At 70.4% G+C, this 17,419-nt stretch carries 16 protein-coding genes; 3 read left to right on the top strand and 13 right to left on the bottom strand.

What is annotated here, in order from left to right:
* Positions 1 to 63: 63 nt before the first annotated feature.
* From M2352_RS19350 to M2352_RS19315, 8 genes are all read right to left on the bottom strand, one after another.
* The gene (locus M2352_RS19350) at positions 64 to 924 is read right to left on the bottom strand and encodes a TauD/TfdA dioxygenase family protein (RefSeq protein WP_264666138.1); all 861 of its coding nucleotides are present in this window, start codon (positions 922 to 924) and stop codon (positions 64 to 66) included.
* A gap of 19 nt (positions 925 to 943) precedes the next feature.
* Positions 944 to 1,978, bottom strand: a complete 1,035-nt coding sequence (locus tag M2352_RS19345) for an ABC transporter substrate-binding protein (RefSeq protein ID WP_264666137.1) — start codon at positions 1,976 to 1,978, stop codon at positions 944 to 946.
* Positions 1,979 to 2,217: 239 nt separating this feature from the next.
* On the bottom strand, positions 2,218 to 3,816 hold the full coding sequence (locus M2352_RS19340; protein WP_264666136.1) for a rhodanese-like domain-containing protein: 1,599 nt from the start codon (positions 3,814 to 3,816) through the stop codon (positions 2,218 to 2,220).
* 15 nt (positions 3,817 to 3,831) lie between these two features.
* Positions 3,832 to 4,446 (bottom strand): cysteine dioxygenase family protein, encoded by a 615-nt coding sequence (locus M2352_RS19335; RefSeq protein WP_264666135.1) that lies wholly within the window; start codon positions 4,444 to 4,446, stop codon positions 3,832 to 3,834.
* Between the two features lie 11 nt (positions 4,447 to 4,457).
* Positions 4,458 to 5,252, bottom strand: a complete 795-nt coding sequence (locus M2352_RS19330; protein WP_264666134.1) for an ABC transporter ATP-binding protein — start codon at positions 5,250 to 5,252, stop codon at positions 4,458 to 4,460.
* Positions 5,246 to 6,256 (bottom strand): ABC transporter permease, encoded by a 1,011-nt coding sequence (locus M2352_RS19325; RefSeq protein WP_264666133.1) that lies wholly within the window; start codon positions 6,254 to 6,256, stop codon positions 5,246 to 5,248. Before M2352_RS19325 ends, M2352_RS19330 begins: the two co-directional genes overlap by 7 nt.
* A 79-nt stretch (positions 6,257 to 6,335) precedes the next feature.
* A complete protein-coding gene (locus M2352_RS19320; protein WP_264666132.1) occupies positions 6,336 to 6,938 on the bottom strand; it encodes a malonic semialdehyde reductase in 603 nt (200 codons plus the stop codon).
* A gap of 16 nt (positions 6,939 to 6,954) precedes the next feature.
* Positions 6,955 to 8,289, bottom strand: coding sequence for a phenylacetate--CoA ligase family protein (locus M2352_RS19315; RefSeq protein ID WP_406567292.1), 1,335 nt, complete (start codon positions 8,287 to 8,289; stop codon positions 6,955 to 6,957).
* Positions 8,290 to 8,450: 161 nt separating this feature from the next.
* On the opposite strand from M2352_RS19315, the gene M2352_RS19310 reads away from it, so the two are divergent.
* From M2352_RS19310 to M2352_RS19300, 3 genes are all read left to right on the top strand, one after another.
* Entirely contained in the window at positions 8,451 to 9,257 is an 807-nt protein-coding gene (locus M2352_RS19310) for a helix-turn-helix transcriptional regulator (protein ID WP_264666130.1), read from the top strand.
* A 69-nt stretch (positions 9,258 to 9,326) separates the two neighbouring features.
* Positions 9,327 to 10,298, top strand: a complete 972-nt coding sequence (locus tag M2352_RS19305; RefSeq protein WP_264666129.1) for a DMT family transporter — start codon at positions 9,327 to 9,329, stop codon at positions 10,296 to 10,298.
* 157 nt (positions 10,299 to 10,455) lie between these two features.
* Complete coding sequence (locus M2352_RS19300) at positions 10,456 to 11,076, top strand: helix-turn-helix domain-containing protein (RefSeq protein ID WP_264666128.1); 621 nt, start codon at positions 10,456 to 10,458, stop codon at positions 11,074 to 11,076.
* On the opposite strand, the gene M2352_RS19295 is transcribed toward M2352_RS19300, so the two are convergent.
* The 5 genes from M2352_RS19295 to M2352_RS19275 all read right to left on the bottom strand — a co-directional run bounded on the left by M2352_RS19295 (position 11,064) and on the right by M2352_RS19275 (position 17,409).
* The gene (locus tag M2352_RS19295) at positions 11,064 to 12,590 is read right to left on the bottom strand and encodes an FAD/NAD(P)-binding protein (RefSeq protein ID WP_264666127.1); all 1,527 of its coding nucleotides are present in this window, start codon (positions 12,588 to 12,590) and stop codon (positions 11,064 to 11,066) included. The genes M2352_RS19300 and M2352_RS19295 overlap by 13 nt on opposite strands.
* A 296-nt stretch (positions 12,591 to 12,886) precedes the next feature.
* Complete coding sequence (locus M2352_RS19290) at positions 12,887 to 14,197, bottom strand: O-acetylhomoserine aminocarboxypropyltransferase/cysteine synthase family protein (protein ID WP_264666126.1); 1,311 nt, start codon at positions 14,195 to 14,197, stop codon at positions 12,887 to 12,889.
* Between the two features lie 28 nt (positions 14,198 to 14,225).
* Positions 14,226 to 15,245: an isopenicillin N synthase family dioxygenase gene (locus M2352_RS19285; RefSeq protein WP_264666125.1), complete on the bottom strand. Its 1,020-nt coding sequence runs from the start codon at positions 15,243 to 15,245 to the stop codon at positions 14,226 to 14,228.
* Between the two features lie 123 nt (positions 15,246 to 15,368).
* Positions 15,369 to 16,355, bottom strand: a complete 987-nt coding sequence (locus tag M2352_RS19280) for an alpha/beta hydrolase (RefSeq protein ID WP_264666124.1) — start codon at positions 16,353 to 16,355, stop codon at positions 15,369 to 15,371.
* Positions 16,356 to 16,608: 253 nt separating this feature from the next.
* On the bottom strand, positions 16,609 to 17,409 hold the full coding sequence (locus M2352_RS19275; RefSeq protein ID WP_264666123.1) for a MetQ/NlpA family ABC transporter substrate-binding protein: 801 nt from the start codon (positions 17,407 to 17,409) through the stop codon (positions 16,609 to 16,611).
* Positions 17,410 to 17,419: the final 10 nt, after the last annotated feature.

Raw genomic sequence — 17,419 nt, 5'->3', positions numbered from 1 at the left:
CAATCCTCCTCTCCCCAGGGGGAGAGGGGAAAACAGGGGGAACGCGGGGGGCGTGCCCGCCGGTCATGCCCGCTCCGGCACCCGGATCTGGGTGCGGTGCATCCGGCGGCGCAGGTGCTCGGGGAAGGGGTCGCGGCGGTGCATGGTCCAGCGGTTGTCCCACATCACCAGATCCCCCACCCGCCAGCGGTGGTGCCACGCCAGCTCCGGGCGCACCGCCGCATCCCAGATGCGGTCCAGCAGCGCTTCGCTCTCGGCAACCGACAGGCCGGGGATGTAGGCGTACGGGCGGCGGCCCAGCAGCAGCGCCCTGCGCCCCGTCACCGGGTGGCGGATCACCAGCGGATGCACCGTGCCGGGGGAGGTGGTCACGTCCACCGGCGCCTCGTACCCCTGGCGCAGGTAGCCGCCGCTGTTGGTGGTGCTGTCGTGCTTCAGCGACAGCCCGTCCACGTGGGTGCGCAGATCGGCGGGCAGGGCGTCATAGGCCGCGTACATGCTGATGAAGCCGGTGTTCCCGCCCTCGTCCGGCACCTCCAGCGCATAGAGGCTGCTGGCGTAGGGCGGGGTTTCCAGATAGGCCATGTCGGCGTGCCACACGGATTCCCCCGCCCCCAGCGCGCCGATGGGCCGCCCGCCCTCGGTCACGTTGGAGATGACATAGACCTCTTCAAAGCCGGGGGCGTGCAGGCGCCCGTGCTCGGTGATCGGCGCCTTGTCCAGCGGGCCGAAGTGGCGCGACACCCGTACCTGATCGGCGTCGCCGATGCGCTGGTCGCGGAACACCAGCACCAGATGGCGGTCGAGCGCGTCGGCCAGCGCCGCCGCTGTGGCGTCGCCGAGCGGCTGCGACAGGTCGAGCCCGCGGATCTCCGCGCCCAGCAACGGCGAGACGGGATGAATGTGAAAGGCATCGGTGGTCATCGGCGTTCCTCCCCGCGTCTCAGCTTCCGGCCCGGTCATGGATGTCGGCGAAGAACAGGTCGCGCCAGTCGGCAGGCTTGTTGCGGATGGAGCCGATGCGGGCCATGAATCCCGTGAAGGTGCCGATCCCCCGCGGGGTGAGGTCATAATTGATCTCCGGGTGATTGATCAGGGCCGCCACCGTGTCGGCGGGCAGCTTGGAATTCTCGATGCGGATGAAGATGCGGGCGGATTCCTGCGGGTCGGCCTTGATGAACGCCACCGCCTCGTCCAGCGCGGCCAGCACCGCCTTGTAAAGCGTGGGGTTGGCGTCGCGGAACGCGGCGGAGGTCCACAGCGCGCTGAACGACGCCGGCCCGCCCAGCACGTCGTACGAACTCAGCACCGTGTGGATGGCCGGGTTCTGGAGCTGCTGGTCCTGGTACGGCGGGCTGGTGAAATGGGCGGTGATCTCGGTGCGGCCCGACAGCAGGGCGGCGGTGCCGTCGGGGTGGGACAGCGATACCGTCAGCGGGTCGAGTCTGGCGTGCTGGCCGGGGCCGAACGCCTGTTCCGACGCAATCTGCAGAACGATGGCCTGATAGGACGCGCGCACCGACGGCACCACGATGCGGTCCTTGTCGGTGAAGTCCTTCAGGCTCTTGATCGTGGGCTTGTTGGTGTTGAGATAGGCGGGCTGGGCGTTCAGCGCCGCCACACCCGTCAGGTTGGCGTTCCCGCGGGTCTTGTCCCAGGCGATAATGAAGGCCGGTACCCCCGCCGCCCCGAAATCGGCGTTGCCGGACAGGGTGGCCTCGGTGATCGTGGTGGGGTTGCCGAGCGGGGTATAGCGGGCCGTCACCTCGCCCAGGCCGGCGGCCTTGGCGTGCTTTTCCACCAGCCCGCGGTCCTGCATCACGTAAAGCGGCAGGTAGCCGAGACCGAGGTTGCGGGCGAACCGCACCTCCGTCGCTTCGGCCCGCGCGGCGGCGGGGGACAGGGTGGACAGCCCGGCGGCCAGCAGCAGCACCGCCCCGGCGGCGGTTCGGCGAAGGGAGGACAAGGGGAAACGCATGGGCGGGGGTTCCTGGCTTTCGGGGGGGAGGGGATCAAGGCATCCGCACCACGGCCACGCTCCGCACAAAACCACCGTCATTCCCGCGAAGGCGGGAATCCAGAAGGTCTCGCACCGCGAAACCTTGGGGAGTCATGTCGCCGCTATCGCGGCTCACGCTGGATTCCCGCCTTCGCGGGAATGACGGTGGATGGGGTGTTGCCGGAAAGGTCACGGATGGGGTGCCCTGGCAGGAAGGGTCAGATCACGCGGAAGCGGTGGGCGCCGTCGCGTTTCAACTGGGCGACCAGCTCCAGTTCCCAGTCGATGTAGCCCTGCATGGCGGCATCGCTGTTGTCGGTGCCCTCGTACGGGCGCTTGTAGATGTCGTCGGGTTCCGGCCCCAGCCGCTCCAGATCGGTGCTGAGCGGCAGCCCGGCGTCGACCCATGCCTTGGTGCCGCCGGTCAGCAGCAGCGGGGCGGGCCAGCCCTTTTCCGCGAAATCCGCAACCGCGTAGCGGGTCAGCGTGCCGTCGCCGCAGGTCAGCACCGGGCGCACCCCGGCGGGCAGGCGGGCCAGAACCGCGCCCAGGCGGGCGCGCACGGCGAACCACGCGCCGGGGATGTGGCCGGCGCGGTAGCGCGGGCTGCGGGTCAGGTCGATCACCGCCGCCTCGCCGTTGTCCAGCAGAGCCAGCAGGTCGTGGGGGGTGACGGTTTCCACCGGCGCGTCGGGCACCGGCGGCAGGCGGCGGCGGTCGGCCCCGCTCTCCAGCCCCAGGCCCGCCACATCGCCCTCCAGCACCGCCACGTCCCAGCCGAGTTGGGCCAGCCACGAGGCGGTCATGTCCGCCCGCACCCCGCCGCCGCCCGCCGGGTCGTCGGCCAGCACGATGCGGGCACCGCGCACCGCCACGACTTCATCGGTCGCCTGCACCAGTTGCCCGCCGGGGGCGTGGCGGAATCCCGGAAGGTGGCCGGCGGCGTATTCCTCCGGCGTGCGCACGTCGAGCAGGTGCAGCGTGCGCCGTTCGTCGCCGCGGTAACCGTCGAGAATGGCCGGGGTGATGCGGCGCACGCCGGCCCGGTCGGCCACGGCGCGGGCGGCCCGGCGGCCCTTGGCGTCCCCATCCGGCGAGACCTCGGGGAACCGGCGGGTGGCGCCGTGCTCAAGCTCCTGCCGGGCCAGCGTCCAGCCGATGGTGCCGTTGCGCAGGGCGGCCACCCCGTTGGGGATGCCGGCGTTGACCAGCGACTGGGCGCCGATGATCGACCGGGTGCGCCCGGCGCAATTGACGATCACCAGCGTGTTGGGGTCGGGGGCGATGTCGTGGACGCGCTTGACCAGTTCGGCCCCCGGCACGCTGATGCCGCCGGGGATCGCCATGGTGGCGTATTCCTCGAACCGGCGGGCATCCAGGATCACCACGTCGGCCTTGGCGTCGATCAGCGCCTTGACCTCGGTGGCCGAGAGCGACGGCGTGTGGCGGTGGTGCTCCACCCATTCGCCGAACGCCTTGCTGGGCACGTTGACGTCGCGGTAGACCTCGAACCCCGCCGCCACCCAGCCCGACAGCCCGCCGGCCAGCAGCGCCACGTCGGTGTAGCCCAGGGACTGGAGCCGCCGTGCCGCCGGCTCCGCCACCCCTTCGCCGTCGTCATAGACGGTGATGGGCACGCTGACGCGCGGCAGCAGGTCGAGGGCCAGAAGCTCCACCCGGCTCAGCGGCACCGATACCGCGAACAGCGGATGGGCCAGGGAATAGGGGCCTTCCTCCCGTGCGTCGAGGAGCGCGGTTTCGCTTCCCGCGATCCAGGCGTTGCGGATGTCGGCGGGGGTGCGGACGGATAGGGTCATGGCGGGGAGGTTCCTTCAGGCGGCTTTGGAGCGGTCCCACAGGTTGGGAACCGCGGCGTTGGCGTAGCCGGAGATGAAAAGCTTGGGCTGGCCCGTCTGGGGGTCGAACACCGACCGGCGCACCGCCCCGATGTTGCCGCCGTAGACGTGGATGCTGATGGACGGGCGGTCGGCCAGCGCGTTGGAGATGGCGTGGACGTCGCCGATGGTGGGCGACACCGCCTCCACCGCACCCGTGGGCAGGATCTCGGTGGGGTGGGCCAGCGGCGGTTCGCCGGGGCGCAGGTCATAGCGCTGCGACACCTCAGACCCGCGCAGCACGCCGACCAGCCCCCACACGGTGTGGTCGTGGATCGGCGTGCGCTGCCCCGGCCCCCACACAAAGCTGACCACCGAAAACCGTTCGAACGGGTCACAGTGCAGCAGGTATTGCCGGTAATGCACCGGGTCGGGCTGGGCGTAGGCGTCGGGCAGCCAGTCGTCGGCGGCGATCAGACCGGCCAGCAGGGTGCGGCCTTCGGCCAGCAGCGCCGGCTCGTTGCCGCCCAGCCGTTCCACCAGCCGGGTGAAATCGCCGATGAAACCGCGCAGGCGGTCGATGTTGGGAGTGGACCCGTTGGGAGTGGACATGCGGATGGTCCTCACCAGGTCTCGGCCAGGCCGAGAAGTTCAAGGATGTGGTGGCGAAGCTCGGTCAGCACCGGGTCGCCGCGGTGGCGGGGATAGGGACGGCCGATGGGCAGGTCGGCCTTGATGCGCGCCGGGCGGGGGCTGAACACCACCACGCGGGTGGCCATGAACAGCGCCTCTTCGATGTCGTGGGTGACCAGCAGGCCGGTGAAGCCCGCCCGCTGCCACAGATCCACCAGTTCGCTCTGCATGGTCAGGCGGGTCAGGCTGTCCAGCTTGCCCAGCGGCTCGTCCAGGATCAGCAGGCGGGGGTCGTTGACCAGCGCGCGGGCCAAGGCGGCGCGCTGGGCCATGCCGCCGGAAAGCTGGTGGGGATAGGCGTTGGCGAAGCCGGTCAGGCCGACCAGTTTCAGGGCATCGTCGATGCGGTGCCCTTGCGTGCGCAGCAGCCCCTGCGCCTCCAGCCCCAGGGCGACGTTGGCGCGCACGGTGCGCCAGGGGTAGAGGGTGGGATCCTGGAACACCACCACCCGCGACGGCTCCGGCCCGCGGATGGGGGTGCCGTCGGCCAGGATGCGCCCGCGGCTGGGCGGCTCCAGCCCGGCGATCAGGCGAAGCAGGGTGGATTTGCCGCAGCCCGACGGCCCCAGCAGCGCCACCATCTCCCCCGGTTCGACCCGCAGGTCCACGCCGTCCAGCACCGGCAGCGGCGCGCCGTCGAGATCGAAACGGTGGTCCACGCCCTGCACGTCGATGGTCATCCCCACCGCGTCCTGCGCGGTGAAGGCCCGATTCAGCGCTACCATTTCAGCATTCCCTTCTGCCAGGCCAGCAGGCGGTCGCGCACCCGGAACAGCAGGGTGACGAGGCCGGAGCACACCAGCGCCATCACCAGCAAGGCGGCGTACATGTTGCCGTAGGCGGCCCACCCCTGCGCCCATTGCAGGTACCAGCCGACCCCGGACTTCACCCCCAGCATCTCCGCCACCACCAGCACGGCAAAGGCGGCGGCCAGACCCATGAACAGCCCGACGAACACGTGCGGCATGGCGGCGGGCACCGCCACCTTCAGCACCAGGAACCGTTGGGATGCGCCCAGCGTGCGGGCGATGTCGTAATAGGCGCTGTTGACCCCGGCCACGCCCGACCATGTGAGGATCGCCACCGGCACCCCCGCCGCCAGCGCGATCAGGAACACGCTGGCGCTCCAGCTCGAGGGGAAGGCGAAGAAGGCGATGGGCAGCCACGCGGTGGCCGGCAGCGGCCCGATCAGCCGCAGCACCGGATGCACCCAGTACCCCACCGCCCGCGACCAGCCGATGGCGACCCCGGTGACGATGCCGAGGACCGACCCGATGGTGTAGCCGGTGACCAGCAGTCCCAGCGACGCGGCAAAGCAGTCAAGGAGCCGCGGCCAGTCGTCGAGGTACACCTCCAGCAACCCCTGGGGCGGCGCGAAGAAGGGGCGGGGCAGGATGTTGAGCTTGGCGGTCAGCACCTCCCATGCCGTCAGCCCGATGGCCAGCGCCACCAGCCAGGGAATGGACTGGTCCAGCCGGTCCAGCACCTTGGCGGGCCTCACCGCGGCCAGCAGCGGCACGGCCAGCGCCAGCAGCCCGCCGGCCACCGCCAGCAGGGCGGCGAATTCGCCCGTGCGTTCCCAATCGTCCAGATCGGGCCACAGGCTGGTGACGGCGGCGGCGGCGAACCACAAGGCGGCTGCCACGCCGAAGCGCAGCCACACCCGCAACGGCGGCAAGGCTCCGCCCCCGGCCGCCGGCAGGGCGGCGGCCGTGTCGTTGACGCTCATGATCTCACATCTCCCGTGGTGCGGCGTCGGCCAAGGCGGGGGAGGGCGGCCCGGCGTGCCGTGGGGTTTTAGGGGGGTGTCAGAGGATGGTGACGGCCTGCGCGGCATCCAGCCGCGGGGCGCGCGGGCGCGGGTGCGGCCCATCGGCCCGGCCCAGCGCCACCAGCAGGTTGGAGCGCACCCGCCCGTCGGGGAAGAACTCCGCATCCACCGCGGCGTTGTCGAAGCCCGACATCGGCCCGGCGTCCAGACCCAGCAGCCGGGCGGCGAGGATCAGGTACCCCGCCTGCAGCGTGCCGCTGCGCAACGCGGTGGTCTCGGCCAGGGCCGGGTTGTCCACGAACAGGGCCGAGGGGTCGTAATGGGGGCTGAGGGTGGGCAGGTGCTCGAAGAACCGGGTGTCGTGGGCGACGATGACCACGGCCCCGGCGTTCAGCTTGGGCACGTTGTTGGGTTTCAGCGCCGGACGCAGCCGTTCCTTGGCCGCGGCACTGGTCAGAAAGACGAAGCGGGCCGGGCTGGCGTTGAAGGCGGTGGGGGCCAGCCGCACCAGCTCGTAGAGCCGGTGGATGGTCTCCTCCGTCACCGGCTCGCCGGTCCAGGCATGGGGCGTGCGGGCGGTGCGGAACAGCCGGTCGAGGACCGGGGCCGGGATGTCGGCGGGCAGCAGGGTGTCGGGCATGGCGGAAACTCCGGTGTCAGGACCACACGTGGGAACGGCGGTCTTCGATGCGTTTGGCCTTGTGGACGGCGCGGGGCAGGGTGTCGGGGGGCAGCAGGGAAACGTCGGCGCCCACCCCGGTGGCGGCCTTCAACTGGCGGCGCACATGGCCGCGCAGGTCGGTCAGGTCGCCGTTGAAACCGTGGATGTGCTCCACCTCCACCGTCAGGCGGTCCAGATGGTCAACCCGGTCCACCACCAGCCGGTATTCGCCGGTCAGGGCCGGTTCCTGCCGCACCACCGCTTCCACGTCGCCGGGGAACAGGTTGACGCCCTTGATGATGAGCATGTCGTCCAGCCGCCCGTGAACGCCGGTCAGCCGCAGCGAGGTGCGGCCGCAGCGGCACGGCGCGGTGGTCACCGACACCACGTCGCCGGTGCGGAAGCGGATCAGCGGGCGGGCGCGCTTGCGCAGGGTGGTCAGGACCAGCTCGCCCCGTTCGCCCTCGGGCACCGGCTCGCCGGTTTCGGGGTCGAGCACTTCGACCAGAATGTGATCCTCGGCCCAGTGCAGCCCGTCCTTTTCCGTGCACATGCCGGCGCAGGAACCGAAGATGTCGGACAGGCCGTAATAATCATAGACCTCCGCCCCCCACAGCGCCTCGATCCGCGCGCGGGTTTCGGGGATGGAGCCGCCGGGTTCGCCCGCCACGAACAGCCGGCGCACCGCCAGATCCGTTTTGGGGTCGATGCCGGCGCGCTGGGCGGTTTCCCCCAGGTGCCAGGCATAGGACGGCGTGGTCCACAGGGCGGTCACCTGGAACTGCTGCAACACCGCCAGCAGCCGTTCCGACGGCAGCGTGCCGGCGTGGATGCTGAGCGCCCCCACCTTCTGCGCCCCCAGCACGCAGGGGCCGCCGACGAACAGCGAGAAGTTCAGCGCATGGGCGTAGCGGTCGGTGGGGCGCAGGCCGCTGGACCAGAACTGCCGCGCCTCGTAGTCGATCCAATCGTCGAAATCCCCGGCGGTGAAGGGCGAGGCGGTGGGCACGCCGGTGGAGCCGCTGGAGGCGGAGATATAGACGATGTCCTGTTCCGGCACCGCCACCAGATCGCCGAACGGCGGCACCGCTTCCTGACGGCTGCGGATGTCGGCCTTGGTCAAAAAGGGAAAGCGGCGCAGATCGTCCAGCGAGCGCAGGGCGTCGGGCGACACCCCGTGGGCGTCGAAGACGGCGCGGTAATAGGGGGAACCGGTATAGGCGTGATGCAGGTGGGTCTTCAGCAGATCCAGCTGCAGCCGGCGCCACTCCGCCCGGCTCTGGGTTTCCAGCGTGGATTGCCAATAGGCGTTGTCGTCCCGAGACGTCACGATCCCCATTCCTTTCCCTGACAGCCAGAAATCAACACAATGTTTGTGTTGATAGAAACTAATTTCCTATAGGAAAGTAGGTTTTAAGCCCGGCGTCAAGTGTCCGATGCAGCGGCCCATGCCGGAACGCCAACCCGCCCCTTGATCGGGGCCGGGGAAACGTGCCTTACTCGGCACCGGTTCCGGCCCGTGTGCGTGGACTGTTCATGACGCCCCCCATCTCCATCGACGTCCGCAGCTATGGTGCGGCCCACAGCGCCCACCGGCACGAGTTCGCCCAGTTCGTGCTGCCGTTGAGCGGCAGTCTGGAGATCGACATCGCCGGGGCGGGCAGCCGGCTGGGGCCGTGCCGGGCGGCCTTCGTCGAGCCCGGCGCCTCCCATTCGCAGATGAGCGGCGGGCCGAACCGCTCGCTCATCGTGGATCTCGACCCCGCCGTGCTGGAGCCGGCGGCGGGGGAGCGGCTGATGCGTGCCCCTTTCGTGGCGCTGACGCCGGCGGCGAACAAGCTGATCGACTATATGGGCCTGCTGCTGGACGGCGGCGGTGCGTCGGCGGCCAGCCTGCGCCTGTGGATGCCGCTGCTGCTGGACACGCTGGTGATGCCGGAGCCGGTACGGTCCCACCCGCGGCTGGGCACGCTGCTGGCCGGGATCGAGCCGGAACTGGAACGGCCCTGGACCGTGGAGACGATGGCGGTGCGCGCCGGCCTCAGCGTCAGCCGTCTGCACGCCCTGTTCCGCGCCGAACTCGACACCACCCCGCGGGCGTGGCTGGCGGAGCGGCGGCTGAAGAAGGCGTGCGGATGGCTGGCGCACACCGCCCTGCCGGTGGCGGAAATCGCCTACCGCGCCGGCTACGCCGACCAGAGCGCCTTCACCCGCGCCCTGCGGCGGGCCACCGGCCTGACGCCCGCCGCCTATCGCCGCCAGCAGCGGGAACAGGAGTCCGCGCACAGGAATCGGTAGCCCCGGTCAAGACCGCCCCCCGCATCCCCTGGCATCCTGCCGCCCGTGACCGTGACGGGAGAGGCGGCAATGAACGGGACGCGGGTGAACGGGACGTGGCTGGGAATCGGGTGCGGCATCGCCGCCGGGGCGCTGTGGGGGCTGGTCTTCCTGGCCCCGGAACTGGTGCGGGATTTTACGCCGCTGCAGCTCGCCGCCGGGCGCTATCTCGCCTATGGCCTGTTCGCCGCCGTGCTGGTGGTGCCGCGCTGGCGGGGGCTGCGGGTGGGGATGGGCCGGGCGGAATGGTGGGCGCTGGTGCGGCTCAGCCTGTTGGGCAACATCCTCTATTACGCCCTGCTCGCCACCGCGGTGCAGGTGGGCGGCATGGCGATGACCTCGCTGGTGATCGGCTTCCTGCCGGTGGCGGTCACCGTCATCGGCAGCCGCGACCATGGTGCCGTGCCGATCCGCCGGCTGGTGCCGTCGCTGGCGCTGGGGGGCGCCGGCATCCTGTGCATCGGCTGGGAATCGCTGGGTGGGGCAGCATCCGGGCCGCGGACGGCCCAGATCCTGGGGCTGGCGTGCGCGGTGGGGGCGCTGGCGTCGTGGACGGCCTATGCCGTGAGCAACAGCCGCTGGCTTGGCCGGCTCCACCACGTCTCGGCCCACGACTGGAGCCTGTTGACCGGCGTGGTGACGGGGCTGCAGGCGGTGGCGCTGGCGGTGCCGGCCTTCCTGATGGCTCAGGACCATCACGGCACGGGGGCGTGGCTGCACTTCACCGGCGTGGTCGCCGGGGTGGCGGTCCTGGCGTCCATCGTCGGCAACGCCTTGTGGAACCGCATGAGCCGGCTGCTGCCGCTGACCCTGACCGGCCAGATGATCCTGTTCGAAACCCTGTTCGCGCTGCTCTACGGCTTCCTGTGGGAACGGCGGCTGCCGACGGTGATGGAAATCGCCGCCATCGTCTGCGTCATCGGCAGCGTGCTGACCTGCGTCGCCGTTCACCGCCCGAAACCGGGCCGGGCGGAGGACGGGCGGGTGCTGGCATCGGTCTGACGATCAGGAATTGACATTTTATCCATGTTGTTAAACGGATGAACAACCGTATAACACACAAAATATGTGATGATTAGTGATTGCCATGCGCGCATCCCTGGTGTTCAATCGGCGGGCAAGAGACCGGCCATCGTTTGACGTGAGGAGCCACGGCGCCATGACCTCTGGACCCGTCCACCACACCCGCAGCGCGGCGGACCCAGCATCCGCCGACGCCGGCCCCGATGCCCTGGCCGCGGTGATCGCCGAAAACCTGCGCACCTACCGTCTGCGCCAGGGGCTGTCGCTGGACCGGCTGGCGCAGATGTCGGGCAACAGCCGCGCGGTGCTGGCCGCCATCGAGGGCGGGACCACCCGTGCCGACATCGACACCCTGTGGACGGTGGCCAAGGCGCTGGAGGTGCCCTTTTCCAGCCTGCTGAGTTCGGGGGCCGACGCCGGCACCACGGTGATCCGCCGGGCGGAGTCCCAGCCGCTGGCGTCCCGCGACGGGCGGTTCACGTCGCGCGCCCTGTTCCCGCTGACCGGCGACCGGCAGGTGGAATTCTATGAACTGCGTCTGGCCCCCGGCACCGACGAGCAGGCGGACGGCCACCCGCCCGGCACCCAGGAGAACCTTCTGGTCGGGCGGGGCAGCGTGGTGATCGTCACCGGCACCGGGGAACACCGGCTGGAGGAGGGGGACGCCATCCTGTTCGACGCCGACGTCCCCCACGCCTATCGCAACGCGGGCAATGGCGAGGCGGTGCTGTATCTGGTGATGTCCTACATCCTGTGATGCGGGGCGCTGCCCAGGGCGTCCGCCGGGGGCACCGCCCCCGCCGGATGGTCCAGGCGTGCCAGGATGCGCGCTGCCGCCTGGGCGCACTGGCCGCGCAGTTCCGGCACCGCGGTCATTTCCCACAACGGTGCCTTCGACACCGGCCCCAGCGCCAGCAGATGGGGGATCACCTCGCCCTCGGCGTTGATGACCGCCCCCGCTTCGGTCACGTCCAGCCCCAGATGCAAGTCATCGGGGCGGGCCAGCCCGCGTTCCAGCAGGGACCGCACCAGCGGGTGGCGGATGCGGGCATAGTCGCAGTTGGTGCCGGTGGCGTTCACCAGCGCCGCGGCGCGCAGCCGGTGCTCCCCCGCCCCGCCGCGGGCGGCGATGGTCAGGTCCAGCCCGTCATCATCCAGCACCGCCGCGGTCAGCCGCCCGGCCAGGATGGTCAGTTGGCCCGCCGCGCGGGCAGCCGCGATGCGGTCGGCCACCTCCGGTGCCATGCGGTGGCGGTGGACCTCCCAGAAGGGGCGGGCGTGGCGCAGGAAACGGCGCCGCTCCTCCATGGGCAGCGAGGCCCAGATGCGGTGATGATGGGGCCGCAGCGCGTCGAAGGCCGAACGCCAGTCGTACCCGGCCTCCGCCGCCCGCCGGGCGTCGGCCTTCAGCGCGATCAGCACGTCCAGCACCGTGTGCGGCATCACCTCGGGGTGCAGGAACGAGGTGTAGGGGCGGGTTTCCTGATGCCGCTGGGGCAGCAGGCCGCGGCGCGACACGGCGGTGATCACCCCCCGGTGCCCCTGGTCCAGCAGCGACAGCACCGTGTCCACCATGGTCAGGCCGGTGCCCAGAATCGCCACCGGCGCGTCCGCCGGGATGGCGGCGATGGCCGCACCGTCCCAGGGATCGCCGATGAAGCGGGGGGAGGCCAGCGCGTCCGCCGCACCGGGGTTGGACAGCGGCGGCGGGGCCGGCAGGAAATGGCCGATGCACAGGGCGGCGGTATCGGCGGTGATGGTCCGCCCGTCGGACAGGCGCACCTGCCATGGGGCCGGAAGCCCCGCCGGCGCACGGGCGCCGGCCCGCAGGTCCACCACCTCCCCCCGGATCAGGTTCAGGCGGGCGTGGGACGGGGCCTGCCGTTGCGCCTCGTCCAGCACGTCGCGGACATAGGCGCCGTACAGGCCGCGTGACACGAAGGCGTGCCCGCTGGGCGGGATGGCACCCCCATCGTCCCGTCCCCACAGCCAGCGCAGGAAATGCCGCGGATCGTCGGGATAGGCGCTCATGTTGTAGGCGCGCACGTTCAGCAGGTGCCCGCTGTTGCCGGTGGAATAGGCAAGGCCGGCGCCCGTGGGGTGCCCGGCCTCGATCAGATGAACCACCAGCGGGCCGGGGGCGCTGCGCAGCAGATGGGCCGCCAGCAGGCTGCCGGTGAAGCCGGCGCCGACGATGGCGATGTGACGGCCGGAGACGGGGGAATGGTCAGACAAGGTGGTCGAAGGCGAAGGCGGGGGCGTTGCAGACATCGGTATCCGTCCTTGCGCAATGGCGTGCGCGCCCAAAGGCCGGCACGAGGGGGGAAGGGCGGCCGGCGCGCTCTGTTCATGCCTGCTTATCATGGGGGGCCTTCGACGGCCATTGGCCGAAGGGCCAAACCCATAACGAAAGTAGGCATAAACGCACTATTTCACATAGTTTATCATCGGTCAATGTGTGAAATAATATCAAATCAATCGGGAATAAGGTTGAGTTTTCCATAAGGAAATCCGGTGGCCGCATGGGAACGGCCACCGGACGAATGCGTTCCGTTGCGATGGAGCCGTCACACCCCGTCCAGGGCGGTGGACAGGTCGGCGATGATGTCGTCCGGGTGCTCGATCCCCACCGACAGGCGGACGTAGCCGGGGGTGACACCGGTCAGCAACTGGTCCTCGCCGGAAAGCTGGGAATGGGTGGTGGTGGCCGGATGGATGGCCAGGCTGCGGGCGTCGCCGATGTTGGCGACGTGGTAGAACAGCCGCAGCCCGTCGATGAAGGCGCGGCCCGCCGCGGCACCGCCCTTCAGCTCGAACCCGACCAGGGCGCCGTAGCCCCCCGTCAGCACCGCGTCGGCGCGGCGGCGGTTCTCGCCGTCTTGCAGGCCGGGGTAGATCACCCGTTCGACCTTGGGGTGGGTGGACAGGAAGGCGGCGGCCTTGGCCGCGTTCTCGGTGTGCTGGCGGATGCGCAGCGGCAGGGTTTCCAGCCCCTGGAGGATCAAAAAGGCGTTGAACGGCGAAATGGCCGCACCCACGTCGCGCAGCAGCTTCACCCGCGCCCGCACGATGTAGGCGACGGGGCCCAGCGGCTTGGTCACCTCGGTCCACACCGCGCCGTGATAGCTCTCGTCCGGCTGGGTCAGCAGGGGGAAGCGGTCGGCGTGCTCCTCCCACGGGAAGGTGCCGCCGTCGATGATGGCCCCGCCGATGGTGGTGCCGTGGCCGCCGATGTACTTGGTGGTGGAATAGACCACGATGGCCGCCCCATGGTCCAGCGGGCGGGCCAGCAGCGGGGCGGCGGTGTTGTCCACGATCAGCGGCACGCCCAGCGGCCGCCCGATGTCGGCCACCTCGCGGATGGGGAAGACGTTCAGCTTGGGATTGGGCAGCGTCTCGGCGTAATAGGCGCGGGTGCGGCCGTCGGTGGCGCGGCGGAAATTCTCAGGGTCGGCGGGATCGACGAAGCGCACCTCGATCCCGAACTGCTTCAGCGTGCTGGCCAGCAGCGCCCAGGTTCCGCCGTAGAGGTCGGTGGACGACACGATGTTGTCCCCCGCCTGCGCCAGATTCAGCAGCGCGAAGGTGGTCGCCGTCTGCCCCGACGACAGCGCCAGGGCGGCCACGCCGCCCTCGATGGCGGCCAGCCGCTGTTCCAGCGCATCCTGGGTCGGGTTGGTGACGCGGGTGTAGATGAAGCCGTTCTCCTCCAGCGCGAACAGGCGGCTGGCGTGATCGGTGTCCTGGAACTGGTACGAGGTGGTCTGGTAGATCGGCACCGCCACCGCCCCGCTGGCCGGATCGGCGCGGTAGGTGCCGCCGTGCAGCGCCAGGGTTTCGGGATGGGTGGAGGTGGGGCGGAACAGGTCGGCGGTCATGGCGAAAGGCTCCTGTACGATGGGGTCTTCAGACCGCGTGGGCCTGCAACAGGTCGGCGTGGTGGCGCTGGGCCACGTCGGGGTGGGAGCGCAGGCGGCTCTTCAGGTTGTTCTCGCCCACGTCGTGGTAGAGGGGGTTGGACGGGTCGCGTTCCGGCCCGCGCGCCTCCGCCGCCAGATGGGGCGGCAGGTCCAGCACCGGCACCCGCGACCCCAGCGGCGCGCCGAGGAAGAAGGCCACCGACAACCGGTCGGCCCCGGCGGGCGGCGTCACCACCTGATGCACGTCGGCGCGGAAATAGCCGTCGGTGGCCAGTTCCAGCAATTCGCCCACGTTGACCACGAAGGTGCCGGGGACCGGCGGGATGTCCAGCCAGCCGTCGGCGGTTTCCACCTGCAGCCCGCTGCGCGCGTGCTGGATGACCAGGGTCAGCAGGCCGCTGTCCTTGTGCGGTCCGACGCCCTGTCCGGCCTCCCCGTCGGTGGCGCGTCCGGGGTAGCGGATCAGCTTGAGCAACTGGGTCGGCGTGTCGCCGTTCAGCCGGTCGAAGGTGTCCTCGGGCTGTTCCAGCGCCAGCGCCACGCCGCGCAGCAGCCGGCCCACCACCGCGGTCAGTTCCGCCTGAAGCCGCAGTGCGGTGGGCCGCAGCTCGGGCAGGGCGTCCGGCCATTGGTTCGGCCCCTGGAGCCGGGTCCAGGCCGGGGTGCCCGGCCCCTGGGGCAGGGCGGGGCGCTCGGCGCCGATGTCCACCTGCTCCCGCCAGTCGGCGGCGCCGCGGGTGCGCTCCCAGCCCACGCGGGTGTAGCCGCGGAAATGGGGGGAATTGACCATCTCGATGGCCTGCTTGTCCGCGTCGGGCAGAGCGAAGAAGCGGCGGGACACGGCAAAGGCGCTGTCGATCAGATCCTGATCGACCCCGTGGCCGGTGACGTAGAAACCGCCGTAGCTGCGGGCGGCGGCGCGCAGCGCCGACAGGAACAGCGCCCGCTCGGCGGCACCGCCGTCCAGCGCGCGCAAATCCAGAATGGGCAGGGTGGGGGAGGTCATGAAGGCTCCGTTTCTTCTTGTCGGGGGGCCACGGTGGGGAGCTATGGCAGGCGCACTCCTCCCGCCGCGGCCCCTCCCGAGGGGGAGCGCCGCGCCGGATGATGTGTGTGGGGGAAGAGGAAATCAGGCCGTCAGATGCCGGCGCACCGCGTCTGCCGCCGCCGTCACCGCCCGGTCGGCGGCATCCACCAGCCGGGTCATGTTGGCGAAGGCGTGGGGCAGGCCGTCATAAACGGCCAGGGTGTGATCGACGCCGGACTCCGCCAGCCGTTCGGCCAGCCGCAGGCTGTCGTCGCGCAGGCAGTCACGGCCCGCGGCCAGCAGCATCAGCGGCGGCAGCCCGGTCAGGTCGGCCAGCAGCGGGGCCGCCCGCGGGTCGCGGGTCTGGTGGCCGTGGCCGAGGTACTGTTTCCAGTACCACCGCATCCGCAGCGTGGTCAGGCCGTAGCGCCCGTCGCCGAAGCGGCGGTGCGACACGGAATCGAAATCGTGGGCGAACATGCCGTAGAACAGCAGGCCGAAGGACACGCGGGCCTCGGCATCGCCCTTCAGCGCCAGGGCGGTGGCCAGCGCCAGATTGGCCCCGGCGGAATCGCCGCCCACGGCGATGCGCGACGGGTCCAGGCCCTGGCCGGCGCCGTGGCGGGCGATCCACCGCACGGCGGCCACCGCCTGATGGTGCTGGTGGGGGAACACCCGGTCGGGCGCCAGGGCATAGCGCACAGCGGCCACCGCCACCCCGCTGCGCCCGGCCAGCAGCCGCAGCAGGCGGTCATGGGTGTCCGGGCTGTTCAGCACGAAGCCGCCGCCGTGGAAATAGACCAGCACCGGCAGGGCGGCATCGTCGGGGGCATCCGCCGGGCGGTAGAGCCGCAGCGAGAAGCCCGGCCCCGCCGCCGATTCCGGGATGGTCAGGGCGTCCACCCGCGCCGGGGGCCGGTCGGGGCCGTTGAGAAAGGCGTGATACCGCTCCGCCGCCGTGCGCACCACATCCAGCGGCATGGACAGCGGATCGGGCGACACCAGCCCCTGGCGGGTCACGGCGTCGTGCAGGGCGCAGACCTGGGGATCGAGATCGGTGACCACGAAAACCTTGCTGGTGTCCGGCATGGCGCCCTCCCGCTGCGGAGCATTTCACATGGGGCAAGCCTATGCCGGTCATTATCTACTGTCAATGTATGTTTATAGGATTTATCTTCGTTTGTAGCTTGTGTGAAATATGATGCACGGTTTCCAAGGCCCGCCGGCCCTTGGCCGGGATGCGCGAAGGGCGGGCCGCCCTTCGCTTCCCCCGGAACGGAAACAGCCGCGCCCGGTGTCCCGGACGCGGCTGTTCTGGCGGATGGCCGTCAGGGGCCGGCGGTCACCACGCGGGCGCCACCGCACCCTTGAACTTGTCCAGCACGAACTGGCGGACTTCCGGCGTGTGGTAGGAATTGACCAGGGTGGCGACCCACGGCTTGCCCTTGTCCACCGTGCGCACGGCGATCACGTTGGCATAGGGGCTTTCGCTGCTTTCCCGCGCGATGGTGTCGCTGTTGGGGTTCAGCCCGGCTTCCAGCGCGTAGTTGGTGTTGACCGCGGCGGCGTCCACGTCGTCCAGCGAGCGGGGAAGCTGGGCGGCGTCAAGCTCGACGATCTGGAGCTTTTTGGGGTTGCTCGTGATGTCCACCGGCGACGCCTTCAGCCCGGCGCCATCGCGCAGGCCGATCAGCCCCTTGGCCTGGAGCAGCAGCAGCGCGCGGCCGCCGTTGGTGGGGTCGTTGGGAACGGCGATGCGGGCACCGTCCTTCACCTCCTCCAGGGTCTTCACCTTCTTGGAATAGATGCCCATGGGGAACACCACCGTCTTGCCCACCGACACCAGATCATAGCCGCGGTCCTTCACCTGATTGTCCAGGTACGGCTGGTGCTGGAAGGAATTCGCCTGCAGGTCGCCCTGGGACAGCGCCTGGTTGGGGATCACGTAATCGGTGAACTCGATGATCTCGATGTCCAGGCCCTGCTTGGCGGCGATGCCCTTCACCTGCTCCAGGATCTGGGCGTGGGGGCCGGCGGACACGCCGACCTTGATGGCCTCGGCCGATGCCGGCAGGGCGAGCACGGCGGTGGACAGCAGGGCCGCGGCCCCGGCGAGCGCGCCGGCCAGACGGGAACGGATCATATCTCTCACT

Origin of the sequence: Azospirillum fermentarium, from assembly GCF_025961205.1 — a bacterium.
Lineage (GTDB): Bacteria > Pseudomonadota > Alphaproteobacteria > Azospirillales > Azospirillaceae > Azospirillum > Azospirillum fermentarium.
This window is presented reverse-complemented; position numbering and strand designations above follow the sequence as displayed.